The organism is Streptomyces sp. CB02959 (assembly GCF_002803155.1).
In the GTDB taxonomy this organism is placed as follows: domain Bacteria; phylum Actinomycetota; class Actinomycetes; order Streptomycetales; family Streptomycetaceae; genus Streptomyces.
Map to the genome: position 1 here is coordinate 411,879 of NZ_NNBP01000009.1, position 26,061 is coordinate 437,939.

Below are 26,061 nucleotides of genomic sequence, written 5' to 3' on the forward strand. Positions count from 1 at the left end.
CCGACAGCTCCCCGGCCCAGTGCATCGCCTTCGTGAGGCCCGCATTGAGCGTTCGTAAAGGGAACGTTCACCGCCACTCCCTAGCCTTTCCCGCGCATCGATCACCGATCAACGGACAGGTGGAGTGCGCATGTTGTTCCGCACGCGAGGCATGGGCGGCAGGATCTCTTCCTTATGCGCCAGGGCGAACACGCCGCGGCGGCGGGCCGCGGTCATGGCCGGGGTGCTCGCGACGGTGTCCGTGGCGGCGCTGGGGACGGCTTCCGCGGCGTCGCAGGATTCGGAGGAGTCGACGCGGGCCGCGGTGCAGGCGGCCCCGGCCACCGAATCGGCGCGTAGGCACTGGCAGCCGCCGACCGCCCGGAGCGGGGCCCCCGCGGTCCTCGGTACGGAACCAGGCAAGATCAACACCGGCTTCCTGATCAGCGCGGTGTTGCCGGGGCAGTACAAAGACCGGTGGTACCAGACCGACGTCAAGGGAATCAGCGTGACGTGGACAGCGCCCTCGGGGCGGGACCCGTACGACGGTTGGGACTGGATCGAGATCCAGGACGGCGACGGCAAACGCGTCACGTGGGACTGGGTCTGCGGCCAGGGCCACTGCGGCGCGTACGGCTCGACCCTGATCAGCGCGAACCTGAAGAAGGGCGAGCAGTACACGGCCGTCTACTGGAGCGACGGGGGCCGGGCCACCAAGGGCCGGGAGCAGGCCACGTTCGCCTTCCGGGCCTGAGATGGGAGGCCCGGACGCGCGGCCGACCCGGACGGCGGTCTCAGGGCCGGTTCGAGGTTCCGGGCATGCCGAACCAGCGGGCGAGCGCGGCGCGCAGACCGTCCGCGTCGTCATCCGGGCCGACCCAGCAGACATGCCCGTCCGGGCGGACCAGCAACGCCTCGCCGCCGTCGGTCACAGGTCCGTGACCGAGACCGTCGAGACGATCGCGATGGTCGAGAGGATCGAGATGGTCGACCCGATCCGCCCAGCCCGCCGTCGCGTTGGCGGCCGCTGACGCGGCGGTGGCCAGCAGGGTTCCGCGGCCGGACGGCAGCCGGACGCCGGGCGCCCGCACCCCCAGCAGCGGATGCTCCGGCGCTCCGGGCATCGGGTAGCGGATATCCGTGCCGGCGATCATGGCGGCGACGCGGCGGTTGGCCTCCGGCGTGGCGAGCAGGTCGGCGAGCAGGTCGCGCACCACCACGGCGTCCGGGTCGGGGAGTGTCAGCACCGTCTGGGCGCGGGTGTTGGCCAGCACTCGGGCGCCGACCGGGTGGCGCTCGGCGTGATAGGTGGCCAGCAGCCCGTCCGGGGCCCACCCGCGGACCACGGCGGCCAGCTTCCAGCCCAGGTTGAACGCGTCCTGCATGCCGAGGTTGAGGCCCTGTCCGCCGGCGGGCGCGTGGATGTGCGCGGCGTCACCGGCCAGCAGCACCCGGCCGTCGGCGTACCGCTCGGCCTGCCGGGAGGCGTCGGTGAAGCGGGACGCCCAGCGGACCGCGCGCAGTTCGCGCGGCGGACCGGGGCAGCGGGCCAGCGCCGCGCGCACCTCGTCCGCGGTGACCGGGGCGTCGCGGTCGACGCCCTGCTGCTCGGGACCGCCGAGGACGAGTCGGTGTACGCCGCCGCCGAGCGGGAGCAGGAAGGCCAACCCCTCGGGGTTCGGGGTGAGGTCCGGGAGGCGCCAGGACTCACCGGGGTCGTCGGATTCGGGTTCCGCGGCGGCGAGTTCGATGTCGGCGACGGCCATGCCGATCCGACCGTCCCGGCCGGGGAAGGGCATGCTCAGGATGCGGCGCACCGCGCTGCGTCCGCCGTCCGCGCCCACCAGGTATCCGGCCCGGACGGTGCGCTCGGTGCCATCGGTCCCGACGAGGGTGGCGGTCACGCCGTGCCCGTCCTGCCGGAACGACGTCAGCTCCCGGCCCCGGAGTACCGGGACGCCGTACTCGGCGAGGTGGTCCTCCAGGAACTCCTCGACCCGGGCCTGCGGGATGCCCACCTGGTGCGGGAACGCGGTGTCCAGCGCACCGTAGTCGAGCGGCAGCCCGGCGAAGTGGCCGGCGGGGAGCAGGGTCAGCGACCGGTCCCGTACCGGCTCCAGCCAGCCTCGGCAGTCGAGCAACTCGGCGGTGCGCGGTTGCAGGTTGAGCGCTTTGGACTGGCCGGTCCGGTGGGGCAGCCGCTCCACGACGGCCACCCGCACCCCGGCCAGGCCCAGCTCGTTGGCGAGCAGCAGGCCGGTCGGGCCCGCTCCCGCGATCACTACCTCGAATTCGGTGTCCACGGCTCCCCCTACAGCTTCATGCCGTGCCGGGTGATGTACCAGTTGTGCCACCCGAGCAGCCCGCCGAGCATCACCAGCCAGAGCACGGTGCTGGTGAGCGGGAAGGAGTCCACCGGGATCGTGTAGGCCAGCACCACCCGCAGCACCGCGTCGAGCAGGAAGACCGCGCCCCACACCGCCGTGACCAGCCGGAGGTGGTGACGGAACGTCGGCTCCGCGTCCCACCGCGCCTCCCATTCGACCAGTCCGGCCTCGCCGACCTTGGCGATGACGATGCCGCGCGAGGCCGTCATGATGAACGGACGCCGGGTGAGCAGGGTGCCGAGCACCCACAGTCCGATCGCGGCGGTCAGCCAGCTGTCCCGGATCATCAGCACCCGCGGGCTGCCGGTGACCAGGGACAGCAGCGTCCCGACCACCACCAGGCTCAGCGTGAACACCGCCATCGCCTCCACGCGCCGCTGCCGCACGATGCCGTACGCGATCCACGGCAGCAACAGCAGGCCGCCGACGGTCATCGAGAGCCACTGGCCGGCGCCGGCCGCGCGCAGTCCGTAGTAGGAGCCGAGCGGGAGGACGAGTTCGAAGAGCAGCTGCGCGACGAGCCGGCGGCGCAGCGCCGCCGTGCGGCGTCGGGCGGGCGCCGCGGCGGCCTCGTCGTCCGTGTCGGTCTGTGGTGCCTGGTGCGTTGCCATGGTGTGTTCCCCCGTGTCTGCTGTGGTCATGGCGTGCTTCTGGTGGCGCGGTCGAAGAGATCGGCCAGCTCGCGGCCGGCGGCCCGCACGTCGAGTTCGGGATCGTGGGTGGCGCGGCGCACCACGTCGTCGATGGCGGCGCGGATCGCCCGCATCATCACCCACGGGTCGAAGTCGCAGAACTCGCCCGCGCGCTGCGCCTTGCGGATCTGCTCCACCTGGACGGCGAGGTTGGTCTCCGTCGTGTGGAGGAAGGCGACCATGCCGGGGTCGCTGCCGCGGAGGTTGGAGAGGATCTCGGTGATCGCCGCGAGGTGGTTCGGGTACTCGGCGAACAGGTCGAGGTTGCCCTCGATGGAGGCGCGCAGGCGGCCCGCGTACTTCTCGTGGGCCTCGATGCGGGGGCGGATGTACCCCTCCGCGAGCCGCAGCACCTCGGTGACGACCTCGCTCATCAGGTCGTCCCGCCCGTCGAAGTGGTAGGAGATCATCCCCGTGCTGCTCAGCCCGGCGTGCTTCGCGATCTTCGCGAACGAGGCCCGGTGGTAGCCGACTTCGGCGATCACGTCGATCGCCGCGGCGACGATCTGGGCGCGACGGCCGGTCTCCGTGAAGGAGGGCTTGGTCCTGCGTACCGCCTTTTGCTTATCCGAACTATCTCTTGCTTGCATGAGCAAGACGGTAGCGTTTTTTGCTCACCCGAGCAAGAAGTGGGGGCGCGACCGAGGAGCGGCGTTGCGACCTCCGCCCACTACGGACCACGAAGGCGGGAGCGGAAGCGCAGCCGAGACGCGCGTGCGCCCCCGGCCGTCGGATACGGCCGGGGGCGCACGTCAGGAAGTTCAGCGGTGATGGTGGTGCCGGTGGCACCAGCGGGGAATCGGACCGATGTTGGCGATGTTCCGCGACCACGTGTAGCGGCCGTCACGGAGCTTGTACCAGCGCGAATTGCCCCGTACGCGCTGGCCGTCCACCTTGCAGGCAACGGCGACGACCCCGCCGCGGCGCAGCTCGCCCACTACCCTGAAGCGGGTCGACGGGCCAGTGCGCACCGGCGCCCCGACCCTGGCGACAACGCGGCCCTTGTAGAAGCCGTGACTGGCCTCGGTGGCCGAAGTCGGCCCTGCGGCGACGGCCGTCCCGCTGCCGAGGACGCCACAGAGGAGCCCCGCACTGGCCAGAACGGCGGCGCCCCGGCGGATCTGAGACAGGTACTTCATGACCTTCCTCCCGATCACAGATATGGCTGTTCGGTGCGAAATTCAGACTTCCCGAAACAGACCACGCAGACCAGAATCATCCGCCGAATTCATCACCACGACGGACACAGCGAACAAATGACCTTCGCCAGTCACGCCACACGGCACACCATGCGACCACCCCCGCCCCTGCGGAGGCCCGCGGTGACGCCCGGGGTCGGCGGCCGCTGGCCGCCGACCCCTCTTGCCTTGGGACTCTGCCGTCACATCCCGCCGTCAGAACACGAACGGTCCCGGGGACTGCGGCGACGTGGCGTTGCAGGTCGCGGTGATGCCCAGCACCACCACCTGGAGTGACGAGCCTGCCAGTTGGTCACCCGGGGCGACGGTGCCGGTGAGCGGCCCGGTGGTGACCGCGCCGCCGGCCGGGATCGCCGGGTTGGAGCTGCCGCTGAACACCGTGGTGTCCGAACCGTTCTTGGTCAGCGTGAGCTTCGACGTGACCGAGTTCGCCCCGAGGTCGATGGGCGAAGTGATCGCCGACGTGGACACGCTGATAGTCGCGTCCGTACCGCTCTGGGTGGCGGTGAGCGTGGCCGTACCGGAGCCGTAACTACCGCAGTCGAACGAGAGGGTTGCGGTGTCCGGTGTCACCGCGACCGACGCCGGCGCCATCGCGAGGGTGCCCGCGAGTGCTATGCCGACGCCGAGTAACGAGCCGATGCCGAGCTTGCTGCGTCTCATGGGAGTCCGCCTTTGTGAGGGGATGCCCATTGAGGCACGCACCCCTGAAGAGAACAAGGCAGACCTTCATGATTTTTGGCGTGTCCATACCAAGCTCGCGCGCTCATCAAGAGCCTCGACCGGCCTCGCCATCGGCAGGGCAAATGGCCGTCCGGCGCGGCCAGTTGCGGGAGGCAGGTCACAGCGTCCCGTCGTCAGGGACCGCCGTCGACCAGTGGCGGCTGTCGACTGGATCGGTTCGGATGGCCGGCACACAGGCACCCCGGCCGGATCCCGGCCGGGGCGCCCGCGCCTCATCGGCCCGCTTGCGCGGACGGTCCGCCAGTCCCGCTTCAGATGCCGTCCACCTCGGCCACCGTGAACGGCTGCGGCGTCCCCTTGCCCATCGGGCCGCCCTTGTCGAACTGGGAGCGGACGACGAACATGCGGCCGCCGCTGTGGACGAGCGTGGTGGGGATCTGCAGCGCCCGGTCGGTGAGGGCGCGCTCCCTACGGGCGGACCGGCCGTCGTCGCCGACCTTCCACCGGCTGATGGTGTCGGTCGCGTTGTGGGCGACCCAGAGGGTGTTGCCGCGCATGTCGAGACCGTCGCCGTGCAACGCGTCTCCGCCGTGCAGGGCGACCTGGCGTACCGCGCCGGACGCCAGGTCGACGCGGTAGAGGGTGCCCGCGGTCATGTCGACGGTGAGCAGGTAGCGCCCGGATGGGTCGGCCACGATGCCGTTGAGTGTGACGGTGCCGGCCGGGACCGGGTGGAGTACCCGGCTCAGGTCGTAGGCCGCGGTCAGTTCGGCACGTCCACCGTGCGCGGCAGCCCGTGCCAACTGCCCGGGGGTGACGCGGTAGAGGACGCCCCGGTAGCTGTCGGTCAGATAGGCGCTGCCGTCCGGGGTGATCGCCAGGTCGTTGACGAACGACCTGGCGCTTCCCGTCACGTCGAAGCGGGCGACGAGCCTGCGGTCGCGCAGGTCGTAGACGGCGACACCGGCGGTCGAGTCGATGACCCAGAGGCGGCCGGCCCGGTCGACCTTCAGACCGTTCGCGGTGGTGCGCCCGTCGGTGCCGGACGGCAGGAAGATCCGGGCGGCGTGGTGCCCGGGCGTCGCCTTGTACACGGCGCCGGTGGTGTACGAGCCGACGTAGAGATCACCGGTGCGCGGGTCGGCGGCGATGCCTTCCGGATAGACGCGGTCGCCGGGCAGGTCGTACGCGGCACGGACCCGGGCGCGGGGCTCGTGCCGGGCGGCGGTGCCCGCGGACGGCGCGGTGTCCGCGGGCCGGGCGCTCGCGGTGGCGGTCGGCGGCACGACGGCGGCCGTCAGGGCCAGCGCGGCCGCAGCGAGAGCGCGGCGGGTGCTCGCTTGGGACATGGGTGGTTGCCTCCCCGTTCACGGCGCCTGTGGGCGTACCCCCAGGCAATCGAATGAGCACGAAGTTAAGTTAGAACTCTAACGATCGTCAAGGCACTAACTTTGGATACTCATTGCCGGACGAGGCCGTACCTGCTATATGGCCGTTACGATGCGGGGATGACGTCCATGCCCGTGTCCGAGCGCCTCGGTTCCTCCATCAAGCGCGCCGAGCAGGCCCTGAACGGCGCCAAGAACGCGGCGCTGAAGCCGGCCGGCCTGACGGTCCCGCAGTACGCGGCCCTGCTGCACAGCTCCGAGCGCCCCGGCATCTCGGCCGCGGCTCTGGCGCGGGCGTGCGGAGTGACACCGCCCACGATGAACACGGTGCTGAAGAACCTCCAGGAGCGCGGCCTCATCGAGCGCACTCCGCACGAATGGCACAGGAACATCCTGGAGATCCGGCTCACCGACGAGGGCCGCGCCGTCATGGAGAACGCGGACGCGCGGGCGGTGCGGGTGGAGCGGGCACTGGCCGCCGAGTTCACCGACGAGGAAAGGGCGGCACTGGTCGGCCTGCTCGGCCGGTGCGCCGCCCTGCTCGATTCCGTACGGCCCGCCTGAGACGACGCCCGGGGACGGCCGACCGCGACCAGGCAGCCTCGGGCCTCGACTCTCCGCCGGAACAGGGTCGTGGACGAACGGGGCACCCCCGACCTACGCCCCCCGAACCGGCGACGTCCAGGCCGGTCGGCATCGACCGGCCTGGACGCGCCCCGGTGATCAGGCGAGGTCGAACCGGTCGAGGTTCATCACCTTGTCCCACGCCGCGACGAAGTCGTGCACGAACTTCTCCTTCGCGTCGTCGCTCGCGTAGACCTCCGCGACGGCACGCAGCTCGGAGTTCGAACCGAAGACCAGGTCGGCACGGGTACCGGTCCACTTGACCGCACCGCTCGCGTCACGGCCCTCGAACGCGTCCTGCGCCGAGGACGTCGACTTCCACGTCGTACCCAGGTCGAGCAGGTTGGCGAAGAAGTCGTTGGTCAGCGTGCCCGGGTTGTCGGTGAGGACACCGTGCTTGGACTGCCCGTGGTTGGCGCCCAGGACGCGCAGGCCGCCGACGAGGACGGTCATCTCGGGGGCGCTCAGCGTCAGCAGGTTCGCCTTGTCGAGCAGCAGGTACTCGGCCGGCAGGCGGTTGCCCTTGCCGACGTAGTTGCGGAAGCCGTCCGCGGCCGGCTCCAGCGCGTCGAACGACTCGACGTCCGTCTGGTCCTGGACGGCGTCCACGCGGCCCGGCGTGAACGGCACCTCGACGTCGAAACCGCCGTCCTTGGCCGCCTTCTCGACGGCCGCGCCGCCCGCGAGCACGATCAGGTCGGCCAGCGAGACCTGCTTGCCGCCCGCGGAGTTGAAGGAACCCTGGACGCCTTCCAGCGTGCGCAGCACCTGCGCCAGCTCGTCCGGGCCGTTGACCTCCCAGTTGCGCTGCGGCTCCAGGCGGACACGGGCGCCGTTGGCACCACCGCGCTTGTCGCTGCCGCGGAAGGAGGAGGCCGAGGCCCAGGCGGTCGAGACCAGCTGGGAGACCGTGAGGCCGGAGCCGAGGACCTGCTCCTTGAGGGAGGCGATGTCCGCGGCGTCGATCAGCTCACCGGTGCGCTTCGGCAGCGGGTCCTGCCACAGCAGCACCTCGGAGGGGACCTCCGGGCCGAGGTAGCGGACGACCGGGCCCATGTCGCGGTGCGTCAGCTTGTACCAGGCACGGGCGAAGGCGTCCGCGAACTCCTCCGGGTTCTCGTAGAAGCGCCGCGCGATCGGCTCGTAGATGGGGTCGAAGCGCAGCGACAGGTCGGTGGTGAGCATCGTCGGGAGGCGCTTCTTCGACGCGTCGTGCGCGTCGGGGATGATCGCCTCGGCGTCCTTCGCCACCCACTGGTTGGCGCCGGCCGGGCTCTGGGTCAGCTCGTATTCGTACTCGAAGAGGTTCGTGAAGAACCCGTTGCCCCACTGGGTCGGGGTGCTGGTCCAGGTGACCTCCAGACCGCTGGTGATCGCGTCGCCGCCCGCTCCGGTGCCGTACGAGCTCTGCCAGCCGAGGCCCATCTGCTCCATCGGCGCGTCCTCGGGGTCCGGGCCGACGTTGTCCGCCGGGCCGGCGCCGTGGGTCTTGCCGAAGGTGTGGCCGCCCGCGATCAGGGCGACGGTCTCCTCGTCGTTCATCGCCATGCGGCGGAACGTCTCCCGGATGTCGCGGGCCGCGGCGATCGGGTCCGGGTTGCCGTTGGGCCCCTCGGGGTTGACGTAGATGAGGCCCATCTGGACCGCGCCGAGCGGGTTCTCCAGCTCCCGGTCACCGGTGTAGCGCTCGTCGCCGAGCCAAGTCTGCTCGGGGCCCCAGTAGACGTCCTCCTCCGGCTCCCACGCGTCCGGGCGGCCGCCGGCGAAGCCGAAGGTCCGGAAGCCCATCGACTCCAGTGCGACGTTGCCGGTGAGGATCATCAGGTCGGCCCACGAGATGCTCTTGCCGTACTTCTTCTTGACCGGCCACAGCAGACGGCGGGCCTTGTCGAGGCTGGCGTTGTCCGGCCAGCTGTTGAGCGGCGCGAACCGCTGCTGACCGGCGCCGGCGCCACCGCGGCCGTCGCTGATGCGGTACGTACCGGCGCTGTGCCAGGCCATCCGGATCATGAGCGGGGCGTAGGTGCCGAAGTCGGCGGGCCACCAGTCCTGCGACGTCGTCAGCACCTCGGCGATGTCCCGCTTCACGGCCGGGAGGTCCAGACTCTTGAACGCCTGGGCGTAGTCGAACTCCTCGCCGAGGGGGTTGGCCACGGCCGGGTTCTTGGCGAGGATCTTCAGGTTGAGCCGCTCCGGCCACCACTGACGGTTTCCGCCGCCCTGCGTCGGGTGCGCGGCCCGCCCGTGGGCGACCGGACAGCCCTCCGTCGTGGCCTCTACGGCCTGTGCGTCTTGGATCTCAGACATGGGAACCCTTCCGGATGAGGCGGATCACCGTGCTCAGCAACCGCCGGCAGTGGACAGTCGGGAACAGTCGGGGCGTGGGCCCCATTGGACGACCTTGGTCTCGTCGACGGTCTCATCGACCGGGAGGCCGTTGTCGTCAGACGCGGCCGGACCGGGCCGTGTCGATCGCGCGATCGACGCCGTCGCGGCCGGTTCGCTGTCGGCAGGACCGATACGGCGGACGGGTCCGGCCGCGGTGAGCGTGCCGCGGACCCGTGCACGATTCAACGGTAGTTCTGGCCCACGTGACGGCATAGCCCGGAGGCGAGCGCCTCGACGCCGAGGTGACCACCGTCCAGGCGCCGGCACCCCACGCGTGGACGATGCGCTCGGGCCGCCGACGACCGCCTGTTCGCTGCGGTGACTGTCCGCGACCGGCGCAACAGGATTCGGTGGTGAGCGGACGCCTCTGGTGAACCGTCACGTGCTTTTCCCTGCGATTGTCTCGTCCCTTGGCTGTCGCCGGAACCGATCCTACGATGGACCGGATCCAAGTCAATATGGCGACCAGATCCGTACGAATTCTTTCGCCAGACGTTGCATTGTGAGGCTGGTGACCATGAGTGACCTGCTGGAACGGCTTCGCGGACGCGGCTGGCGGATGACCGCCCAACGCCGGGTCGTCGCCGAGGTTCTCGACGGCGAGCACGTCCACCTCACCGCGGACGAGGTCCTCGCCCGCGCCGCCGCCCGACTGCCGGAGATCGCCCGGGCGACCGTCTACAACACCCTCGGTGAGCTCGTGTCGCTCGGCGAGGTCATCGAGGTGACCACCGACGGCCGCGCCAAACGCTACGACCCGAACGCACACCGGCCGCACCACCACTTGGTGTGCTCGCGCTGCGGCGCGATTCGCGACGTCCGGCCCGGCGGGGACCCGCTGGCCGATCTGCCCGCCGCCGAGCGGTTCGGCTTCACCGTCTCCGGCGTTGAGGTGACCTACCGGGGCCTGTGCCCCGACTGCACCTGAGTCGGGGCCCGCCCGGCACGCGTGCGCCGCCCACCGGCGCGCCGGTGGTCCTTCACCGCCTGCGCGCCAGCGTCACCCCGTCCCGCACCGGCAGCATCACCGACTCCACTCGCTCGTCGCCGGCGATCAGGTCGTTCAGGCGGCGCATCGCGACATGGTGTTCCTGCTGGTACGCGGGGTCGAAGACGCGACCGCCGAGGAAGACGTTGTCCAGCACGACCAGGCCGCCCGGTCGCATCCGCTGGATGATCTCCTCGTAGTAGACGGGGTAGTTGACCTTGTCCGCGTCGATGAAGGCGATGTCGACGACCGGCTCCTCCGGCAGGGCCCGCAGGGTGTCGACGGCCGGGCCGAGCTTCAACTCGATCCGGTCGGCCAGGCCGGCCCGTTCCCAGGCCGGGCGGCCGAGCGCGGTCCACTCGTCGCTGACGTCGCAGGTGAGCAGACGGCCGTCGGCGGCCAGGCCCCGTGCGATACAGAGGGCCGAGTAGCCGGTGAAGGTGCCGACCTCCACGGCGAACCGGGCGTTCACCAGGCGGGTCAGCATCGTCAGCAGCGCCCCCTCGTCGTGGGAGACCTGCATCGTGGACGCGTTCCCGGTGGCCTCCCGCGTCGTGGCGGCCAGGTCCTGGAGCACCTCGTCGGGATCCATGGCGGCCTGCCGCCGGTCTCCCGGCTCGGGATGCCGCCTCCGGCCTCCGTAGTGCCGGGTGGGGTCAGTCGCCCAAAACCAGCCTCTCCAGTGCTGCCCGGGCCCGGGCGTCGGACCCGGCTCGGGCGGCGATGGCCTCCGCCAGCTCCCGCACCCACTCATCCAGGGGAACCGGGCGCCGGGAGAGGACCACGCCCCGCACCTCCTTGCAGACTTCGCCGCTCGGGCGGCCGCCGGAGAGGTCGAGCACCAGCCGCTGCTCGCCCAGCGAGACCTCCAGCCGGGCCACCCTGCCTTCCCGTCCGGCCAGCCGGTCGGCCATGCCGCGCTTGCGCTCCACCGCCACCGATCCCGGTGGCAGCGCGTCCGCCAGGGTCCCGGTGAGCACCTGGGCGTACAGCTCAAGAACGGCGGCGTCCCGGCGCAGTGCGGCGGCGAGGAGTTCGACGGAGGCGGGATCGCCGCCGGGCTCGGACGGCACGGGGTGGTGGGAGGACATCAGCGCGGCGGCCTTTCGTTTCGGTCCTGGGGCGTCGGGGGCGTGCTTCAGCCGTCCAGGCTCAGCACCATCGTCGGACGCTCGATGACGTGATCGTCGCGCAGCGGCCGCACGGCCGTGCCGATGGCGAAGAACTCCGTGGTGTGCCCGCCCCAGCGGTGGTTGTGCGAGTTGAGCTGGACGCCGACGATGCCCTCCGCGTGCAGTTCCTCGGCCTCCCGCTGCATCCGCTCCATGGCCAGCTCCCGCGCGTCGTACAGGGCCTGTGTGAACGGTTCGATCTCCACGTTCTTGCCGATGTTGGAGAACATCGAACCGAGCTTCTGGTGCGCGATGTGGTAGACGCAGGTGCCCATCACCATGCCCAGCGGGGCGTACCCGGCGCGGACCAGGGTCCAGAAGTCCTGGCCGCTCAGGTCCGAGGTGAACGGCGCACCCTTGACGTTGCGCCAGCTGCCGTTGCCACCGGGCGCGGGCTCGTCGGCCTTGACCGCGGTGCCGATGGCGATGAACTCGGCGATGTCGCTGCCGAACTCCCGCGCCTCGACCGAGAGCCGCACGCCCACGATGCCATCCGCACCGAGCTGCGCCGCCTCGGCCTCCATCCGCGTCATGGCCAACTCCCGGGCGTGGTACATGGCCTGGCTCAACGTGGTGAGCTCTTGGTTCTTCCCCCAGCGGCCCAGCTGGATGCCCACGTGGTAGATGGAGCTGCCCAGTACGAGGCCGAGCGGGCGGAACCCGGCCTCGCGCACGAGCAGGAACTCGTTGACCGACAGGTCACTGGTGAAGAGCGACCCCGGCCTGCCCGGTTGGAGTTCGGCCAACCGCCGCATCGCGTCGGCCGGTACACCCTGGGCTGTCGGGTCAGTGGCGGTCATGAGCGGTTCCCCTCGTGAAAGTGCCTGGTGATGACGGACGGGCGGTGCCGGGCTGCCTGCGGCGGTATGTCAGGTGGAGCGCGCACGGCGCCGGTCGGGATCCAGCGACATCATGGTCAGCGTGCGCGGCGGCTCCTGGCGCACGGTGAACCCGGCGACCGCGGTGCCGACCAAGGTGGCCTCGGCGACGTGGTCCTTCTGGTCGGAGTCGTTGTTGCGGCTGCGTGCGCGGACACAGCCCTCCTGCCATATCCGCAGGCGGCTGTCGCCCAGCACCACGCCGTCCGCTCCGGTGTGCCAGGCCTGCTCGCCGATCCGTTGGCGGGCGTCATGGCGGGTCGCCGCGACCAGCTCGCTCCAGCCGGTGACCTCCTGATTGCCGGCCCCGAACCAGTTCTGCCGCCGCGTGGTCCAGTCGTCGTGGCGGGTGCCGATGGCGAGCCCCACCAGGAGCTCGACCGGCACCCAGCCGGCGGCGATCAGCTTGGCGAAGCCCTGACCGTCCAGATGCGTGGTGAACGGACGCGTCGGCCGGACCTCCCCCTGTGCCCGTACGGCGGTGCCTATCACCTGGAATTCGAAGCAGTTGGGAGCGGACGGGAACGGCGCCATGGTCAGGTCGGCGGCGACCACGCCGTCGCCGCCCAGCGCGGTGCACTCCGCCGTCATCCGCGAGAGCGCCGCATGCCGGGCCGCCAGCAGCACATCGACCAGGGGTTTGGAGGCGGCGCCCTGTCCGGATACGGCGACCGGTGCGGGCGCCGAGCCGCGCCCGGACCATCCGGCGGACCGGTAGCCGCAGTCGTAGTAGCGCCGGGAGATCCCGCTGCCCGCCACGTGGTACACGGCCGTGCCCAGGACCTGCCCGACCGGTTCGAAGCCCACGGATCTGATCGCGGCGAACTCGCCCGTCGACAGTGCCGAGGACCAGGTGCCCCGCCGCCGCGCCTCGGCCGTGCGTGCCGCCGCCACCGGCGGCAGCCCTCCCGCAATCCACTCCCCGCTCATGGACACCCACCCCACTCCGTTCCCCCGCGGACGAGCCCTGGCAATTCGAGTCTAGGACTCGGGTCCGACAGCACGGGACGGGGGAGGGAAGAACTCCTCCGGGGCCGCCGCGCGCCAAGGGCGGGCCGGGCTCCGGGCGTCCGCCGCCCCCGTACGAAGTCCACGGCGGTCACCGTCCCCGGTTGCCCCGCGGCCGAAGAGTCGCCCGCGCCGCGCACCTTGTGCATGGCAAGGTATGGCCATGTGCGGTCGATTCGTTGCCACCCGCAACCCACAGGACCTGGCGGGCCTCTTCCACATCACCCAGTGGGATCCGGCGGACATCGTCGCTCCGAGCTGGAACGTGGCGCCGACCGACGCGGTGTGGACGGTGCTGGAGCGTCTGGATCGCGATACGGGGGCCGTGGAGCGGCAGTTGCGGGCGCTGCGGTGGGGGCTGGTGCCGTCCTGGGCGAAGAGCCTGAGCGTCGGCGCGAAGATGATCAATGCGCGGGTGGAGACGGTGCACGAGAAGCCCGCCTACCGCCGCGCGTTCGCCAAGCGCCGCTGCGTGCTGCCGGCGGACGGCTTCTACGAGTGGCAGGCCGTCCCGGCCCCCGAAGGGGCGAAGCCCCAGAAGCAGCCGTACTTCATCAGCCCCGAGGACGGGCAGGTGATGGCTCTGGCGGGCCTGTACGAGTTCTGGCGCGACCCCGGCGTGGCGTCCGACGACGACCCGGCGGCGTGGTGGACGACCTGCACCATCATCACAACCGAGGCCACCGACGCCGCCGGCCGCATCCACCCCCGCATGCCCCTGGCCATCGCCCCGCACCACTACGACGCGTGGCTGGACCCCGCACACCACGACAGCGACGAACTCCGGGCTCTGCTGGCCACTCCCGCCGACGGGAACCTCGACACCCGGGCCGTCGGCACCGCGGTCAACAACGTCCGCAACAACGGCCCTCATCTGCTCGACCCGGCCCTCCCCCCGGGCTGACCGACGGCCCCGCCGGCGCACCCTCAGTCCGTGCTGCCGGACACCGTGCGCATATCGACGTCCCATGCCAGCTGAGTGACGAGTGTGTCGTCACCGGGGCGCTGGGGGGCTGCTCCCCGGCCGGTGCGCGGCGGGGTGCGGGTGCCGCGGGAGATCTGTCCGCTGACGGTGGTGTTGTGTTCCACGCGGGGGCGGCGGTGCGCCTCGTAGAGGGCGAACGCGCTCTCCGGATCGGGCGTGTCCCGCAGGGACTTGGCGAGGACGACGGCATCCTCCAACGCCATCGAGGCGCCTTGGCCGGTCGCCGGTGAGGCCGCGTGTGCGGCGTCACCGACGATCAGCGTCCGTCCGGAGCGCCAGGGGGCACCGGGCGGTAGTTCGGTGGCGTTGGTGGCCAGGATGTCGTCGGTGGAGGCCGCGACGATGCTCGCGGCGGGGGTGGTGTCCTTGCTCAGCAGCTCGACGAGTTGCTCGCGCCAGCGGGCGGGCGTGGGGTGTGCGAGTTCGTCGGCGGAGATGACCCGGCCGGAGACGCGGGCGAACCAGTAGGTCTCCCGGTCCGGCGAGACGGCGTAGCCGAAGGCGGCGGTGCTGCCCCGCACCATGGTGATGTGGCCCGTGTCCTCCGGCACCGGGGCGGTGCGCGTGTAGCCGTAGAAGACGCACTGTCCCGCGTATCCGGGCTCGGTGCCGGGGGCGATCGATCGCCGGATGGTCGAGTTCAGGCCGTCCGCGCCGATGAGCAGGTCGCCGGTCTCGACGCTGCCGTCGGCGAAGCGCGCGGTCACCTGATCCGGGCCGTCGTCGACGGACACCAGCCGTGTGCCGTGCGTGAACGCGATGCCCCGGCGGACCGCCTCGGCCTGCAGCGCGGCGTTCAACTCGCCACGGCGCAGGCACCGGTACCGCAGCAGTACGTCGTCGGCCTCGCCCAGCGGCACGTGGGCCGCCTCGCCGCCCTGGGCGTCGAGGACCCGCATCGAGTGCAGCGGGAAGCCGATCGCGGTGACCGCGGCCGACGCGTCGAGCTGCGCCAAGGCGCGCATTCCGTTGCTCGCCAGGGTCAGGAACGCCCCGATGTCCTCGGCCGTGTCGGGGTGCGCCTCGTGCACGGTGACGTCGAACCCTGCCTTGTGCAGGGCCATCGCGGTCGCCGTACCGGCGATCCCGCCGCCAATGACCAGTATGCGTGTCACGTTCCACTCCGCTCTTCTGCGCAGATTCCCTCGGGCGTTCAGATCAATGATGGACCTCGGCCGGTCGACGACGGGCCGTGGTCGGGCGGTGAGGGGCCTCGGCCGGATGGCGCCGGCCTGCGGAACGGGATGTCCTCATGGATGCCGTGCCGGCTGGGCGGCTACGTGTCAGACGCTGCCCCGTGCGTCGGTGAGGACGCCGCGGAGCCGTTCGACTAGCGGGTTGGTGTCGTCGGCCCGCCAGACCAGGTGCAGGGTGGTCGAGGTGTCGGCCAGTGGCCGGGGGGTCACGCCGACGCGGCGCAGCGCACGGTGCGAGTCGGCGAGCACCGCGGCGCCGAACTTGGCCGCGACCAGGGCCAGGAGCGTCTGCACGCTGCGTCCCTCCGCGCTGATCCGCGGCACGATACCGGCGCCGTGGCAGAGCGCGATGATCTCGTCGTAGGACCGGGGTGACACCTCCCGCGGCCAGATGACCAGCGGGATCTGGCCCAGTGCCGCGAGCGGGGCGGGTTCGGAGGGGTAGGCCAGCGGATGGCCGGCGGGGAGGAAGAGGGTGAGCGGTTCACGCCACCAGACCTGGGTGGACAGCCGGGCATCGCGCATGGGGAGGCGCTGGACCGCGAGGTCGAAACGCCCCTCCAGTACACCGGTCGACATCTCGGCGTCGTTGAAACTCTCCTCCAGTTGGAGGTCCACCCGGGGAAGTTCACGCCGTACCCGGCTCAGCGCGCCACCGAGCGGTCCGTTGATGCCCGAACCGGCGAAGGTCACGGTCAGCCGCCCGGTCATGCCCTGCGCGGCCAGCCGCACATCGTTCAGCGCGGCTTCCGCCTCGGCGAGCACAGTGACCGCACGCCGCACCAGGACCTGTCCGGCCTGCGTCGGCGCCAGCCCGCGTCCCTCTCTGATGAACAGCCTGACGCCCAACTGCCGTTCCATCTCGCGCAGTTGGCGACTGAGTGTGGGCTGGGTCAGATGCAGCCGCCGGGCCGCGGCGCTGATGCTGCCCTCTTCCGCGATCGCGACCACATAGCCGAGCAGCCTTAGTTCCATCCATACCTCCCAGGCATGGGAAGTATAGCCAGTGATGCCCATGGGGCAGATCCGGGCGGCTTTCAGGCCAGGCTGGAGACATCGCACCGGCCGACCGGAGCGACCACCCGATCCCGAGGAGCAGCCATGAACCGCGAAGAGCGCTACGAGTACGGCATGAAGGTGCTGGAGCAGGTCGACGGCGAGGCGGGACAGCGCATCGTCGACTCCCTCGCGGACACTTCGCCGGAACTGGGCCACCAGGTGGTGGCGTGGGCCTTCGGGGACATGTACGCCCGACCCGAACTCGCCCCGCGCGAGCGGCAGTTGGTCACCCTGGGCGTGCTCACCGCCCTCGGGGGCTGCGAGATCGAGCTCGACGTGCACATCAACGCGGCACTCAACGTCGGCCTGACCACCACCGAGATCTCCGAGGCCCTGCTGCACTCCGCCGTCTACTGCGGCATGCCGCGGGCGATCAACGCCACGCTCGTCGCCAAGAAGGTCTTCGGCGAGCGCGGCCTGCTCCCCCTCACCAACCTCGGCTGACCGTCCCGGCGACGGCGTCGACCGCCTGGATGCGGAGCGACCTCCCGGATCCGGAGCGACCACCCGGACGCGGAGAGTGCCGTCGGGCGGGCGCCCACGGCACTCCGCTCCACGGCACTCCGCTCCGCGTCGATCGGGTCAGCTCTCCACGTACTTGCGCAACACGGCCTGGTAGTCGGCGAATTCCGGTTCGGTGTGGAGCCTGTCGGTGCCCTTCTTGAGGTAGACCATCCCCGGGCAGTTGGGCTTCCCGGAGCCGAGCAGCTGCTCGCTGCCGACCTTCTTGCCCGTCCTGGCCTCGTACACGGTGACGTCGTACACGCCGCGGTACAGCTTGATGCTGTCCGTGGTGAACTTGCAGTCGGTCAGGAACTCGCCCTCGTCGGGAGAGTCCAGGCAGGCGATGAGCTGGACCCGGGTCGGGGCGAGGGTGTTCCCGCTCCAGTAGTCCGCCGCGCCGGAGGTCGGGAAGACCTGCCGAGGGGAGCCGGACTCGCTGATGGTGAACATCACGATCGGGTGCGGCCCCGCACCGGTGCGGTCGGCCGCCTGCGGGAAGTACTTGCGGGCGATGCCGTCACCGCAGCCGGTCTCGAAGTCGGAGACGCGACTGAGCGCCTTGTCGCTGGCCTTCGGCTGGAACATCACCCAGTAGACGCCGTAGCCGACGGCCAGCACCATGACGGCCGCGGTCGCCCTCAGGAGCAGCGTCCGCTGCCTGCGCTGTTGCGGCCGCAGGTGCTGGTCGGGCGCGCCGCCGGCCCTGCCCCGACTCGCCACGAAGTAACCGAAGTAGACGACGGGGGCGGCCGCCACCAGGACGAACAGGACGCCCACGAACGGATTGCCGCCCTTGAAGGCGATCACCGAGAAGATCACGGCAATGCCGATGAGCAGGACCATCAGCTTGGCCATGAACACACCTTTCCTTGAGGACCCGTAGCAGGCCCAAACTAGCGACGGCGAGCGCGTCCGCCTCGACGTTTCGACATCAAGGTCGTGACAGGCATGCAACGACTCCGGTGGGAGCGTGGCGCGATGCGGTCAGCTCATCGCGACTCTCGTCCACGCGTCGGGTCCGGCGCCGCGGCGTTCGGCTGCGGGGGGACCGGCGCCTGCGCGGCGGCCTCTTCTCGGGCGGCGCGCCGCCTGCGCGCGGCCATGCTCAGAGCACCCACCAGGGCGATCAGCCCGGCGGTGAGAGCCCCGGAAACCAGCTTGTGCAACAGATCGTCCATCAGGGCCCCGTTCATTCGCTACGTGCGCGCACCTATGGATACGCGTCGAGGACGCGGGTGCGCGACTGGTTGTCGGCATGTGGTTTCCCGAGCCTCGTGGGGAGCGCTGAAATGCCGATGAAGTCTCGGTGAAGCGCGGCCGGGGAGACTCCGGGAGGACGGGCGCCCTCCCGGCGGCTTCGGCTCGCGGTGCTCGGGTCGGTCCGGGCCCGGCGGGGCGCGGCGGGGAACGGCGGGGAACGGCGAGGTGCGCAGAGGTACGGCGGAGGGCATGCGGCAATCGCTCCCGGATTGGGGGTACTCCCGACGCCCACGCCAAGCACTATCACCGGCGTGAATCGATCTTTAACTACCCGGATTTTTGTGTGAGTTGATTCCTATTCGAGTGGAGTGGGGCTTTGCACAACGCTGCCCTTCTGTTCACTCAACTGGGCTTCAGTGAGCTTCGGGGCTGTGTCTTACTGGGGTGCGCTACGCGCGTTGCGCATTTCCCCCACTACGTCAGGAGAGTCCCGGTGAGCCCCACCCGCCGTCTCGTACCCACCCTGACCGCAGGCGTTTTGGCCGCGGTAGGTGCCCTCGTTCCCACCACCGCCCACGCCAAAAGCGCCTTCTCCCTGGTGGTGCTTCCGGATCAGAAGGAAGGCGCGATCTACGACTTCGTCAATTCCGCGAAGAAGTCGGTCGACGTGACGATCTACGAACTGCGTGACACCACCCTCGTCAACGCCCTGGTGAAGAAGCAGAAGGCGGGCGTGAAGGTCCGCGTGGTCTTCGACTCCCAGCACTCCGCCATCGACGGCACCGCCTACAAGGCGTTGTCCGCGGCCGGTGCCGGGGTGACGTACTCCTCCTCGGCGTACGTGTACACGCACCAGAAGACCATCACCGTCGACGGCGCCACGTCGTACATCAGCACCGGCAACTTCGACACGAAATACTATGCGACCTCGCGTGACTACGGCGTCTTCGACTCCGACAAAGCCGATGTCACGGCAATCGAGAAGGTCTTCGCCGCCGATTACGCGAAGACCTCCGTCACACCGTCCGACGGCACCGACCTGGTCTGGTCGCCCACCGACTCGCAAAGCCATCTGCTGGCCCTGGTCAAGGGGGCGCAACACAGCCTCGATATCCAGCAGGAGGAGTTCGGCGACACCGCGCTGGTGAATGCGGTCGTCGCGGACGCCAAGCGCGGCGTCACCGTACGCGTCGTCGCGGAGAACCAGTCCTCGAAGTACAGCAAGCAGCTGAAGAAAGTCACCGCTGCGGGCGGAAAGGTGACCACCTACACAAGCTCCACGGGCTTCTACATCCACGCCAAGGCGATCGTCGCCGACTACGGCACGTCGGCCGCGAAGGTGTTCGCCGGCTCGGAGAACTTCTCCGACAACTCACTCAACCACAACCGCGAACTCGGCCTCATCGTCAGCGATTCCGCGGTCATCAACGGAATCGAAAAGGCATTCAATGCCGACTTCCACAAGAGCTCCCGCAACGCCTGACACGGCACCGTCCGACGCAGCACCGCCTGACGCCGGACGAGAGCCACGGTGAAGGGGCGCGGCAGTGAAGGGGGCGCAACGGTGATGGGGGCGCGGCGGCGGTGAAGGGGGCACGGCAGTGAAGGGGGGCGCGCCACCGTCCGCAGCGGTCAGGGCGACCGGGCCGCACGTGTTGATCGCGACGGGGTCGCCCGAGAGCCGACAACCGCAGGCCGCGCCCCGCCGATCCGAACGACCGGAGCCGCAAGGTGACCGCGGACCGGAGGGACCAGCCGCCTCCCCCTCACTCCCCCTCCCCCTCGCCCGCTACCGCACGTACCCACACGGTGATGTCGCACGTACCCACACGGTCGTTCCACGACTGGCAGCCACCATCCGGCCCGAGGATGCTTGAGGTGTGGCTGAGCGCGACAGAGCGGGAGCGGGGACGTGAGAACGTCGGGCGCGTGGCGCGCCACCGTCGGACGCTGGTGTCTGCGCCACCTCCAGCTGCTCCCCGTCGTCCTGCTCGTCGGTGGCGCCCTCGTCGACTACTTCACCCCTCCGCATGTCAGTGCGGAAGCCTTCTATACGGCCGCGCCGATGACGGCCGCCGCGCTGCTGTCACTGCGTGCGACCATCCTCGCGGGCATCGGAGCCTGCGTCACCGATATCGCGCTGCTCACGCACTTCGGCTTGCTGGAGGACTCCGGTGGGTGGAGCGAGCTGGCGGCGGTCGTGACCGTCTCGGCACTGGCCTGCGCAGCGCGGAACCGTCCGAGCCGGCCCTGCCCCTGGGACTGGCGGAGCTGAGCACCGACCAGGACCGGACCGACACGGTGCCGTTTCCTTCCGGGGCCACCCTTCTGCTGTACACCGACGGCTTGAACGAGGCGCGGAACCGCGCCGGGGACTTCTACGACCCCGCGGCCGGGCTGGCCGGGGTCGAGTTCGCCGAACCGGATGCGCTGCTCGACACCCTCCTCACCAAGGTGAACCGGCACACCGCCGACCGCATCACCGACGACCTGGCACTGCTCGCGGTCACCCGAACACCGGCCGCGCCGCGGGGCGGGACCCACGGGCTCGTGCCTGGTGAACGGTGAACGGTGAACGGTGAGGCGTCGTATCCCGACGAGGGCCGCTCCGAGCGGCGGTGACTGCGGCGGTCGAGCCGGGCGGGTGCCGTCAGCGGCCGCAACTTGCTTGGTGGGTGAGGTTCGGTCAGGACTGCCGGCATCGGTCGTTCAGGGGGCGGAGAGCGCCAGGAGTGCGGGTACGAGCACGCTCATTCCGTTGTTGACCGCGTGGACGCAGACGCCGGGCCACACCGATCCGGTCCGGCGCAGCAGGAGTGCGGAGGTGGCACCCACCACGAAAGCGACGGGCAGGATGACGTTCATGCCGTGCGCGAGGGCGAACACCGTGGAACTTCCGATGACGCCGACCCAGGGGCCGTAGCGCCCGAGAGCGTTGGCCAGTACGCCGCGGAAGGCGAGCTCTTCCCCGATCGGGGTGGCGATCGCGCCGGAGAGGAGCGTGAGGGCGAACGAGAGCGCTCCCCCGCCGGCGGCGGCACGGTAGTCACCTTGGGGGTTGCCGGTATCGCCGGTGAGGCGGGCATAGGCGATCGCCACCACGATGTTCAGGAGGAATGCGGCGGCGCCGAGTCCGGCCCCGAGCAGGAGCCACTTCCAGGCCACCGGTCGCAGCCCGAACGCCCTCAGGTCCCGGACGCGGACGAGGGCGGCGATCCCGAACGCACCGATACCGGCCAGCGCGGACACGGCGTAGCCCACGATCCCGCGGGCGGCGGCCTGCTCGTCCGGTATCGCGTCGAGCACCGCGATCCCCCCGGCGACGAGTACGACGTACGACACCGCCGCGACGGCGATCTCGGGCCAGCCCGGCCGAGGCGCAACGCGCGCCGGGGGTGCGACCGGAGACGCCGCCGCGGGGGCAGGACTTGGGCGATCGTTCGACATGCTGCTTCCCGTTCATGGTGAGGCGGTGACCAGTGGGAGGTACGGGCGCGGGTGGTGGGGTCAGTGCCCGCGACCCCTCTCCGCCGACTAGTACGCTGTACCGGCACACCGTACCAGTACACCATGCCGGTACGGCGTACCTAGTACGGCGTACTACCATGCGCACATGGCGAGACGGGATGAGATCATCGAAGCGGCCCTGCGGCTGGCGAAGACCGAGGGCATCGGCGCCCTGAGCGTGCGGGCGGTCGCGAACGCGGCAGGCATCGGGCCGACGACGTTGCGCCACTACTTCCCGTCCCAGACCGATCTGCACCAGGCCGTCGCGGCCGCGGTCGTCAGCGGGCCTCTCGACGACCTGGCCATCGCGGACGACACACGCGAACCGGCTCAGCGGTTGTACGACTGCCTCCTGCAGTTCCTCCCCCCGTCCGAGCACCAAGAGGCGGCGCTGGGCGGCTGGTTCGAGCTGTACCGGCTCGCCCTGGGCCCGGAGCCCCTCCCGGCGGTACGCGGGATGCTGGAGAGCGGGCACCGCTCGTCCGCGCAGGTGCTCCAGCGGTGGCTCAGGACGCTCGCCGACCAGGGGCATGTGGTGCCCGACGACGTCGACACGCACGCGTCCCGCGCTCTCGCACTGATCGACGGGCTCCATCTGAACCTCCTGATCGGCCCCGAGCGCTTCGACCTCACGGCGGCGAGGGAAGCCCTCCGCTGGTTCGCCGAGCGCGTCGTCACGTAGGTTCAAGTCCCGGCTCGGCGGCGGGCGGCGGTGCGCTCGAACTACTCCTCGGCCGACTCCCCTGCGTGGCAGGATCGCGTCATGAGTGGCGCGACTCAGTCTCAAGACCCGCCGAACTGGCCCTACTGCGGTGCGGAGGCGGATGCCGCCGACCCGTTGGGATGCCGTGGCATCCGCGTCGACGGCCACGACGTTTGCCTGGGCCACCTGGCCGAGGCCGAGCGCGCCGAGCATCTCGCCGACCTCGGACCGGAAGCGGATCTCGACCTGCGCGGGGTGGTCGTCACAGCCGACCTGCTGTCCGAGATCCTGGACGCGGTCCGCGAACCCACGGACGGGAGGCCCGCGTTCGGGACGTTGGAGTGCATGTGCGCGCACTTCCCGCAGGGTGCCGACTTCACCGGCGCCCGCTTCCTCCGCCAGGCCAATTTCTCGTACGGCACGTTCTCCGGCGCGGGTCGTCTCCCTGGCGGGCGTCGACGCCGCCCAACTCCTGCTCTCCGATGTCGACTTGAGCCGTTGCCGGTTCGCCGGAGCCCACCATCTCGACCAGATCCGCCGGGAGGGTGTCTGGCGGTTCGGCGCCCCGCCCACCGGAGTCCACTGGCGGTTGGGCATCCCCCACTGGTGGTCCCGTCGGATGGTGCTCGCGGAGGAGCGGTCCTGGCGCTCACTCCCGTCCCGCCCGTACGCCGCCCGCCGTGACTGGACCGAGCGGGGCGAAGCACCCGGCGAGGCTCCCGGGCTGGCCACCCTCACGTCCCTCTACCGCCAACTACGCAAATCCTTCGAGGACGCCAAGGACGAGCCGGGCGCGGCGGACTTCTATTACGGGGAGATGGAGATGCGCCGCCACAGCGCCGTTCTCTCCCGGGGAGAGCGGTTACTGCTGCATCTCTACTGGGCGTTCTCCGGCTACGGAATGCGGGCGTCCCGATCGCTCGCGTGGTTCGGCGCGACGGCCGCGGCCACCGTCGTCCTCATGATGGGGCTCGGACTTCCCAATGCCTCACCGCACCAGACAGCGACCGGATTCGTACCACCGGTCGGCAGCCGCATCTCGCTCGATGTGGACACCAAGGAGCCGGAGTTGACGCTGTCCTTCGGCGATCGGTTCACCGCGGACCGCCTGGACAAGTCGCTGCGCGTGGTCCTCAACTCGGTGGTCTTCCGCTCCAGCGGCCAGAATCTGACCGTCTGGGGAACGTACACGGAAATGGCCGCCCGGTTCAGCGAGCCGCTCCTCCTCGGCCTCGCCGCACTCGCTGTCAGGGGCCGTGTCAAACGGGGGTGAGTCCGGTGCCGACCGCGTGCGTTGCGGCACCCCCTCGGGCTGCCCCCGCAATGGCCCGTGTCCACTCCGGCTCGGAGCGACGGCCGGAGTGGGGCGTCTGGTACGGGTGCTGCGTCGGTTCGACAAGCAGCGCCGAAGGGGCCGCTGACTGCGGGCCTGCTCCTTCAGGTCGGCGACGTACCAATCCGTCGGTACATACTCCTCGTCGGGGTTCGGGCCGCGCACTCCTCGTACGGTGAGCCGCTCAGCGGGCATCTCCTTGGCAGCCAGGCGTCCGGGTCCGTTGTGGGGCACCACCGCCATCGGCCCGGCCCCGAGAACGACATGGGTCCCCATGAGGTGTGGTGACGGAAGGGGTGGCCGACCACGCACCGGCCCCGACCGGACGGCACCGAACTCCCGTACCGAACGGATGACTTCAGCATTGAGGATGTCCGGGAAGCCCCCTTCTCCGCAGGGCGCGATCAGGGCATCATGCCTCCGATTGGCCCAATGGCATCAGCCGAGGCGCCCGGAGTGCCGCATGGCGCGGCAGTGCGGGGGCCGCCGCGGGCGAGGCGTGCGCGAAGGCCGCGCCCCGTCCGCACGCCGATGCCCCCACCCCCCACGGAAGGCCATGCAATGCCCCGGAAAGCCCTCGTGACCACGGCTGCGGCCGCGATGGTCCTGGCGCTCACCGCGCTGTCCCCGATGTCCCCGTCAGCCCTCGCCCGCGCGCCGCAGAAAGCCGACGCATCCGGCCGGCACACCGTGGTCGTCTACCGTGTCCCCACCCACGACCAGCGGGACGCGCAGAAACTGATCTCCGCCGGATACGACCTGATCGAGCGGCGCCAGGGCGACGACCTGTTCGTCATGGGCGACCCGTCGACGGCGACCGGGCTGCGCCGGCTCGGCTTCTCCCCCACAGCGGTGGAGAGGATGCAGAAGCCGCTTCCCCACCAATCGCACGCGGCCCGTGCGACCGGCGGCATCGACGACACCTACGACGGCGGCTACCACACCGTTGACGCGCACTACGCCCACCTCGACCAAGTCGCAAGCCAGCACCCGGACATGGCCAAGGTCGTCACCTACGGGCAGTCCTGGCTCAAGCAGAAGGGGCGCGGCGGTCGCGACCTCAAGGCCATCTGCATCACCAAGATGAAGCAGGACGACTGCCGGCTCGACCCCAACTCCACCAAGCCGCGGTTCTTCCTGATGAGTCAGATCCACGCGCGGGAGCTGACCACGGGCGAGGTCTCCTGGCGTTGGATCGACACCCTGACCAGCGAGTACGGCAAGAACTCCGACATCACCGCGCTGATGGACTCCACCGAGATGTGGGTCGTCCCGATCACCAACCCGGACGGCGTCGACATCGTCGCCCAGGGCGGCGACAACCCCATCCTCCAGCGCAAGAACGCCGACGACTCCCAGGGCAGTTGCGGTGCGGACGGCCAGACCGGCGTGGACCTCAACCGCAACGCGGGCACCCACTTCGGCGGCGCGGGCACCTCCACCGAGCCGTGCAGCGAGATCTACCTCGGCCCCGCCGCGGACTCCGAACCGGAGAACACCGCGTTGGAGGGCCTGTTCCGCAAGCTGTATCCGGCGGTGCGCACGGGTACCGGCGACACCGACCCGGCGCCGGCCACCGCCAAGGGCCTGATGATCAGCCTGCACAGCGACGCGAGCATGGTCCTGCTCCCCTGGGAGGCCGACCACACCATCCACACCGGCAACGACGCCGCGCTGCGCGGCCTCGCCGGACAGCTCGGCAAGCTCACCGGCTACCAGTCCGGGCAGGCCGGCGAGATCCTCTACGACGCGTCCGGCGGCAGCGACGACTGGACGTACGACAAGTTGGGGCTGGCCAGCCTCACCATCGAGATAGGCGACAGCGACGGCCGCAACTGCTCCGGATTCACCCCGGCGTTCTCGTGCCAGGACAGCTACTTCTGGCCGAAGATGAAGCCCGCGCTCATCTACGCCGCCAAGCAGGCCGCGGCGCCGTACCGGACGTCCGCCCGGGATCACTGAAGTCTCGTACCGGTTCGGGGCGCGCACAGTCACCGGCGCTGATTGCCGTGCGTGCGCGCCCCTACCGGGCCACACCCCATCTCCCTTTCAGCAAGCGCTAGGCCGTTTCTGATGGCTCTTGGACGGTGTCGCGGAGCCAGATGACGATCGCTGCGACGGTGAGGGTGCCGTTGAAGATGTAGTCGCGTTTGTCGTACCTGCTGGCCACTGCGCGGTGCTGCTTCC

The 26,061-nt window shown here is 70.4% G+C and carries 27 protein-coding genes; 11 read left to right on the forward strand and 16 right to left on the reverse strand.

Features of this window, described 5'->3' with window-relative positions; genetic code table 11:
- Window positions 1-130 precede the first annotated feature (130 nt).
- Entirely contained in the window at window positions 131-733 is a 603-nt protein-coding gene (locus CG747_RS17615; RefSeq protein ID WP_257980485.1) for a hypothetical protein, read from the forward strand.
- A gap of 40 nt (window positions 734-773) precedes the next feature.
- Here the strand turns inward: CG747_RS17615 and CG747_RS17620 are convergent, their stop codons facing one another.
- The 6 genes from CG747_RS17620 to CG747_RS17645 form a co-directional block, all read right to left on the reverse strand.
- Window positions 774-2,282, reverse strand: coding sequence for an FAD-dependent monooxygenase (locus CG747_RS17620; protein ID WP_100602669.1), 1,509 nt, complete (start codon window positions 2,280-2,282; stop codon window positions 774-776).
- 8 nt (window positions 2,283-2,290) lie between these two features.
- Entirely contained in the window at window positions 2,291-3,007 is a 717-nt protein-coding gene (locus CG747_RS17625; protein ID WP_100602670.1) for a VC0807 family protein, read from the reverse strand.
- Complete coding sequence (locus CG747_RS17630; protein WP_100602671.1) at window positions 3,004-3,648, reverse strand: TetR/AcrR family transcriptional regulator; 645 nt, start codon at window positions 3,646-3,648, stop codon at window positions 3,004-3,006. Before CG747_RS17630 ends, CG747_RS17625 begins: the two co-directional genes overlap by 4 nt.
- Window positions 3,649-3,819: 171 nt before the next feature.
- Window positions 3,820-4,197, reverse strand: coding sequence for an SH3 domain-containing protein (locus CG747_RS17635; protein WP_100602724.1), 378 nt, complete (start codon window positions 4,195-4,197; stop codon window positions 3,820-3,822).
- Window positions 4,198-4,452: 255 nt separating this feature from the next.
- On the reverse strand, window positions 4,453-4,920 hold the full coding sequence (locus CG747_RS17640; protein ID WP_100602672.1) for a hypothetical protein: 468 nt from the start codon (window positions 4,918-4,920) through the stop codon (window positions 4,453-4,455).
- A gap of 332 nt (window positions 4,921-5,252) precedes the next feature.
- Entirely contained in the window at window positions 5,253-6,290 is a 1,038-nt protein-coding gene (locus CG747_RS17645; protein ID WP_100602673.1) for an SMP-30/gluconolactonase/LRE family protein, read from the reverse strand.
- A gap of 159 nt (window positions 6,291-6,449) precedes the next feature.
- Here CG747_RS17645 and CG747_RS17650 point away from each other — a divergent pair, with 159 nt between their 5' ends.
- On the forward strand, window positions 6,450-6,893 hold the full coding sequence (locus tag CG747_RS17650) for a MarR family winged helix-turn-helix transcriptional regulator (protein ID WP_257980486.1): 444 nt from the start codon (window positions 6,450-6,452) through the stop codon (window positions 6,891-6,893).
- Between the two features lie 159 nt (window positions 6,894-7,052).
- On the opposite strand, the gene katG is transcribed toward CG747_RS17650, so the two are convergent.
- Window positions 7,053-9,260, reverse strand: coding sequence for a catalase/peroxidase HPI (katG, locus tag CG747_RS17655; protein WP_100602674.1), 2,208 nt, complete (start codon window positions 9,258-9,260; stop codon window positions 7,053-7,055).
- A gap of 598 nt (window positions 9,261-9,858) precedes the next feature.
- Here katG and CG747_RS17660 point away from each other — a divergent pair.
- Window positions 9,859-10,269, forward strand: coding sequence for a Fur family transcriptional regulator (locus CG747_RS17660; protein WP_100602726.1), 411 nt, complete (start codon window positions 9,859-9,861; stop codon window positions 10,267-10,269).
- Window positions 10,270-10,321: 52 nt separating this feature from the next.
- Here the strand turns inward: CG747_RS17660 and CG747_RS17665 are convergent, their stop codons facing one another.
- The 4 genes from CG747_RS17665 to CG747_RS17680 form a co-directional block, all read right to left on the reverse strand.
- A complete protein-coding gene (locus CG747_RS17665; protein WP_100602675.1) occupies window positions 10,322-10,921 on the reverse strand; it encodes an O-methyltransferase in 600 nt (199 codons plus the stop codon).
- A 64-nt stretch (window positions 10,922-10,985) separates the two neighbouring features.
- Window positions 10,986-11,420, reverse strand: coding sequence for a hypothetical protein (locus CG747_RS17670; protein ID WP_100602676.1), 435 nt, complete (start codon window positions 11,418-11,420; stop codon window positions 10,986-10,988).
- Window positions 11,421-11,467: 47 nt separating this feature from the next.
- Window positions 11,468-12,301, reverse strand: a complete 834-nt coding sequence (locus CG747_RS17675) for a heavy metal-binding domain-containing protein (protein WP_180985583.1) — start codon at window positions 12,299-12,301, stop codon at window positions 11,468-11,470.
- A gap of 69 nt (window positions 12,302-12,370) precedes the next feature.
- On the reverse strand, window positions 12,371-13,309 hold the full coding sequence (locus CG747_RS17680) for a heavy metal-binding domain-containing protein (protein ID WP_100602677.1): 939 nt from the start codon (window positions 13,307-13,309) through the stop codon (window positions 12,371-12,373).
- Between the two features lie 241 nt (window positions 13,310-13,550).
- On the opposite strand from CG747_RS17680, the gene CG747_RS17685 reads away from it, so the two are divergent.
- Window positions 13,551-14,291 (forward strand): SOS response-associated peptidase, encoded by a 741-nt coding sequence (locus tag CG747_RS17685; protein WP_100602678.1) that lies wholly within the window; start codon window positions 13,551-13,553, stop codon window positions 14,289-14,291.
- Between the two features lie 23 nt (window positions 14,292-14,314).
- Here CG747_RS17685 and CG747_RS17690 read toward each other — a convergent pair whose 3' ends face one another.
- Together CG747_RS17690 and CG747_RS17695 are read right to left on the reverse strand one after the other, a co-directional pair.
- Window positions 14,315-15,487 carry an FAD-dependent oxidoreductase gene (locus CG747_RS17690; RefSeq protein WP_100602679.1) on the reverse strand — a complete coding sequence of 391 codons (1,173 nt, stop codon included), beginning with the start codon at window positions 15,485-15,487 and terminating at the stop codon, window positions 14,315-14,317.
- Between the two features lie 168 nt (window positions 15,488-15,655).
- Window positions 15,656-16,543 (reverse strand): LysR family transcriptional regulator, encoded by an 888-nt coding sequence (locus CG747_RS17695; RefSeq protein ID WP_180985584.1) that lies wholly within the window; start codon window positions 16,541-16,543, stop codon window positions 15,656-15,658.
- Between the two features lie 126 nt (window positions 16,544-16,669).
- Here CG747_RS17695 and CG747_RS17700 point away from each other — a divergent pair, with 126 nt between their 5' ends.
- Window positions 16,670-17,071 carry a carboxymuconolactone decarboxylase family protein gene (locus CG747_RS17700; protein WP_100602681.1) on the forward strand — a complete coding sequence of 134 codons (402 nt, stop codon included), beginning with the start codon at window positions 16,670-16,672 and terminating at the stop codon, window positions 17,069-17,071.
- 138 nt (window positions 17,072-17,209) lie between these two features.
- On the opposite strand, the gene CG747_RS17705 is transcribed toward CG747_RS17700, so the two are convergent.
- Both CG747_RS17705 and CG747_RS17710 read right to left on the reverse strand, forming a co-directional pair.
- Window positions 17,210-17,986 carry a hypothetical protein gene (locus CG747_RS17705; RefSeq protein ID WP_100602682.1) on the reverse strand — a complete coding sequence of 259 codons (777 nt, stop codon included), beginning with the start codon at window positions 17,984-17,986 and terminating at the stop codon, window positions 17,210-17,212.
- A 134-nt stretch (window positions 17,987-18,120) separates the two neighbouring features.
- On the reverse strand, window positions 18,121-18,309 hold the full coding sequence (locus CG747_RS17710) for a hypothetical protein (protein ID WP_100602683.1): 189 nt from the start codon (window positions 18,307-18,309) through the stop codon (window positions 18,121-18,123).
- A 515-nt stretch (window positions 18,310-18,824) separates the two neighbouring features.
- Between CG747_RS17710 and CG747_RS17715 the strand changes: the two genes are divergently transcribed.
- The 3 genes from CG747_RS17715 to CG747_RS49535 all read left to right on the forward strand — a co-directional run bounded on the left by CG747_RS17715 (window position 18,825) and on the right by CG747_RS49535 (window position 20,899).
- Entirely contained in the window at window positions 18,825-19,814 is a 990-nt protein-coding gene (locus tag CG747_RS17715; RefSeq protein ID WP_257980487.1) for a phosphatidylserine/phosphatidylglycerophosphate/cardiolipin synthase family protein, read from the forward strand.
- Window positions 19,815-20,243: 429 nt separating this feature from the next.
- Window positions 20,244-20,606 carry a hypothetical protein gene (locus CG747_RS49530; protein WP_257980488.1) on the forward strand — a complete coding sequence of 121 codons (363 nt, stop codon included), beginning with the start codon at window positions 20,244-20,246 and terminating at the stop codon, window positions 20,604-20,606.
- Window positions 20,510-20,899: a serine/threonine-protein phosphatase gene (locus CG747_RS49535; RefSeq protein ID WP_257980489.1), complete on the forward strand. Its 390-nt coding sequence runs from the start codon at window positions 20,510-20,512 to the stop codon at window positions 20,897-20,899. Before CG747_RS49530 ends, CG747_RS49535 begins: the two co-directional genes overlap by 97 nt.
- Before the next feature lie 141 nt (window positions 20,900-21,040).
- Here the strand turns inward: CG747_RS49535 and CG747_RS17725 are convergent, their stop codons facing one another.
- Entirely contained in the window at window positions 21,041-21,673 is a 633-nt protein-coding gene (locus CG747_RS17725; protein WP_219621475.1) for a CPBP family intramembrane glutamic endopeptidase, read from the reverse strand.
- Between the two features lie 271 nt (window positions 21,674-21,944).
- On the opposite strand from CG747_RS17725, the gene CG747_RS17730 reads away from it, so the two are divergent.
- The 3 genes from CG747_RS17730 (at window position 21,945) to CG747_RS17740 (ending at window position 25,836) form a co-directional block, all read left to right on the forward strand.
- Complete coding sequence (locus tag CG747_RS17730) at window positions 21,945-22,520, forward strand: TetR/AcrR family transcriptional regulator (protein ID WP_100602685.1); 576 nt, start codon at window positions 21,945-21,947, stop codon at window positions 22,518-22,520.
- 388 nt (window positions 22,521-22,908) lie between these two features.
- A complete protein-coding gene (locus CG747_RS17735) occupies window positions 22,909-23,814 on the forward strand; it encodes a hypothetical protein (protein ID WP_257980490.1) in 906 nt (301 codons plus the stop codon).
- 639 nt (window positions 23,815-24,453) lie between these two features.
- Window positions 24,454-25,836, forward strand: a complete 1,383-nt coding sequence (locus CG747_RS17740; protein WP_257980491.1) for a M14 family zinc carboxypeptidase — start codon at window positions 24,454-24,456, stop codon at window positions 25,834-25,836.
- The last annotated feature ends 225 nt before the right edge of the window (window positions 25,837-26,061 follow it).

Bases quoted from the DNA above. Each gene is read 5' to 3' on its own strand.
- CG747_RS17630 (WP_100602671.1), bottom strand. From the start codon at position 3,648: ATGCAAGCAAGAGATAGTTCGGATAAGCAAAAGGCGGTACGCAGGACC.
- CG747_RS17615 (WP_257980485.1), top strand. From the start codon at position 131: ATGTTGTTCCGCACGCGAGGCATGGGCGGCAGGATCTCTTCCTTATGC.
- CG747_RS17635 (WP_100602724.1), bottom strand. From the start codon at position 4,197: ATGAAGTACCTGTCTCAGATCCGCCGGGGCGCCGCCGTTCTGGCCAGT.
- CG747_RS17665 (WP_100602675.1), bottom strand. From the start codon at position 10,921: ATGGATCCCGACGAGGTGCTCCAGGACCTGGCCGCCACGACGCGGGAG.
- CG747_RS17660 (WP_100602726.1), top strand. From the start codon at position 9,859: ATGAGTGACCTGCTGGAACGGCTTCGCGGACGCGGCTGGCGGATGACC.
- CG747_RS17645 (WP_100602673.1), bottom strand. From the start codon at position 6,290: ATGTCCCAAGCGAGCACCCGCCGCGCTCTCGCTGCGGCCGCGCTGGCC.
- CG747_RS17650 (WP_257980486.1), top strand. From the start codon at position 6,450: ATGACGTCCATGCCCGTGTCCGAGCGCCTCGGTTCCTCCATCAAGCGC.
- CG747_RS17675 (WP_180985583.1), bottom strand. From the start codon at position 12,301: ATGACCGCCACTGACCCGACAGCCCAGGGTGTACCGGCCGACGCGATG.
- CG747_RS17640 (WP_100602672.1), bottom strand. From the start codon at position 4,920: ATGAGACGCAGCAAGCTCGGCATCGGCTCGTTACTCGGCGTCGGCATA.
- CG747_RS17680 (WP_100602677.1), bottom strand. From the start codon at position 13,309: ATGAGCGGGGAGTGGATTGCGGGAGGGCTGCCGCCGGTGGCGGCGGCA.
- CG747_RS17670 (WP_100602676.1), bottom strand. From the start codon at position 11,420: ATGTCCTCCCACCACCCCGTGCCGTCCGAGCCCGGCGGCGATCCCGCC.
- CG747_RS17730 (WP_100602685.1), top strand. From the start codon at position 21,945: ATGGCGAGACGGGATGAGATCATCGAAGCGGCCCTGCGGCTGGCGAAG.
- CG747_RS17705 (WP_100602682.1), bottom strand. From the start codon at position 17,986: ATGGCCAAGCTGATGGTCCTGCTCATCGGCATTGCCGTGATCTTCTCG.
- CG747_RS17710 (WP_100602683.1), bottom strand. From the start codon at position 18,309: ATGGACGATCTGTTGCACAAGCTGGTTTCCGGGGCTCTCACCGCCGGG.
- CG747_RS17685 (WP_100602678.1), top strand. From the start codon at position 13,551: ATGTGCGGTCGATTCGTTGCCACCCGCAACCCACAGGACCTGGCGGGC.
- CG747_RS17700 (WP_100602681.1), top strand. From the start codon at position 16,670: ATGAACCGCGAAGAGCGCTACGAGTACGGCATGAAGGTGCTGGAGCAG.
- katG (WP_100602674.1), bottom strand. From the start codon at position 9,260: ATGTCTGAGATCCAAGACGCACAGGCCGTAGAGGCCACGACGGAGGGC.
- CG747_RS17625 (WP_100602670.1), bottom strand. From the start codon at position 3,007: ATGACCACAGCAGACACGGGGGAACACACCATGGCAACGCACCAGGCA.
- CG747_RS17695 (WP_180985584.1), bottom strand. From the start codon at position 16,543: ATGGAACTAAGGCTGCTCGGCTATGTGGTCGCGATCGCGGAAGAGGGC.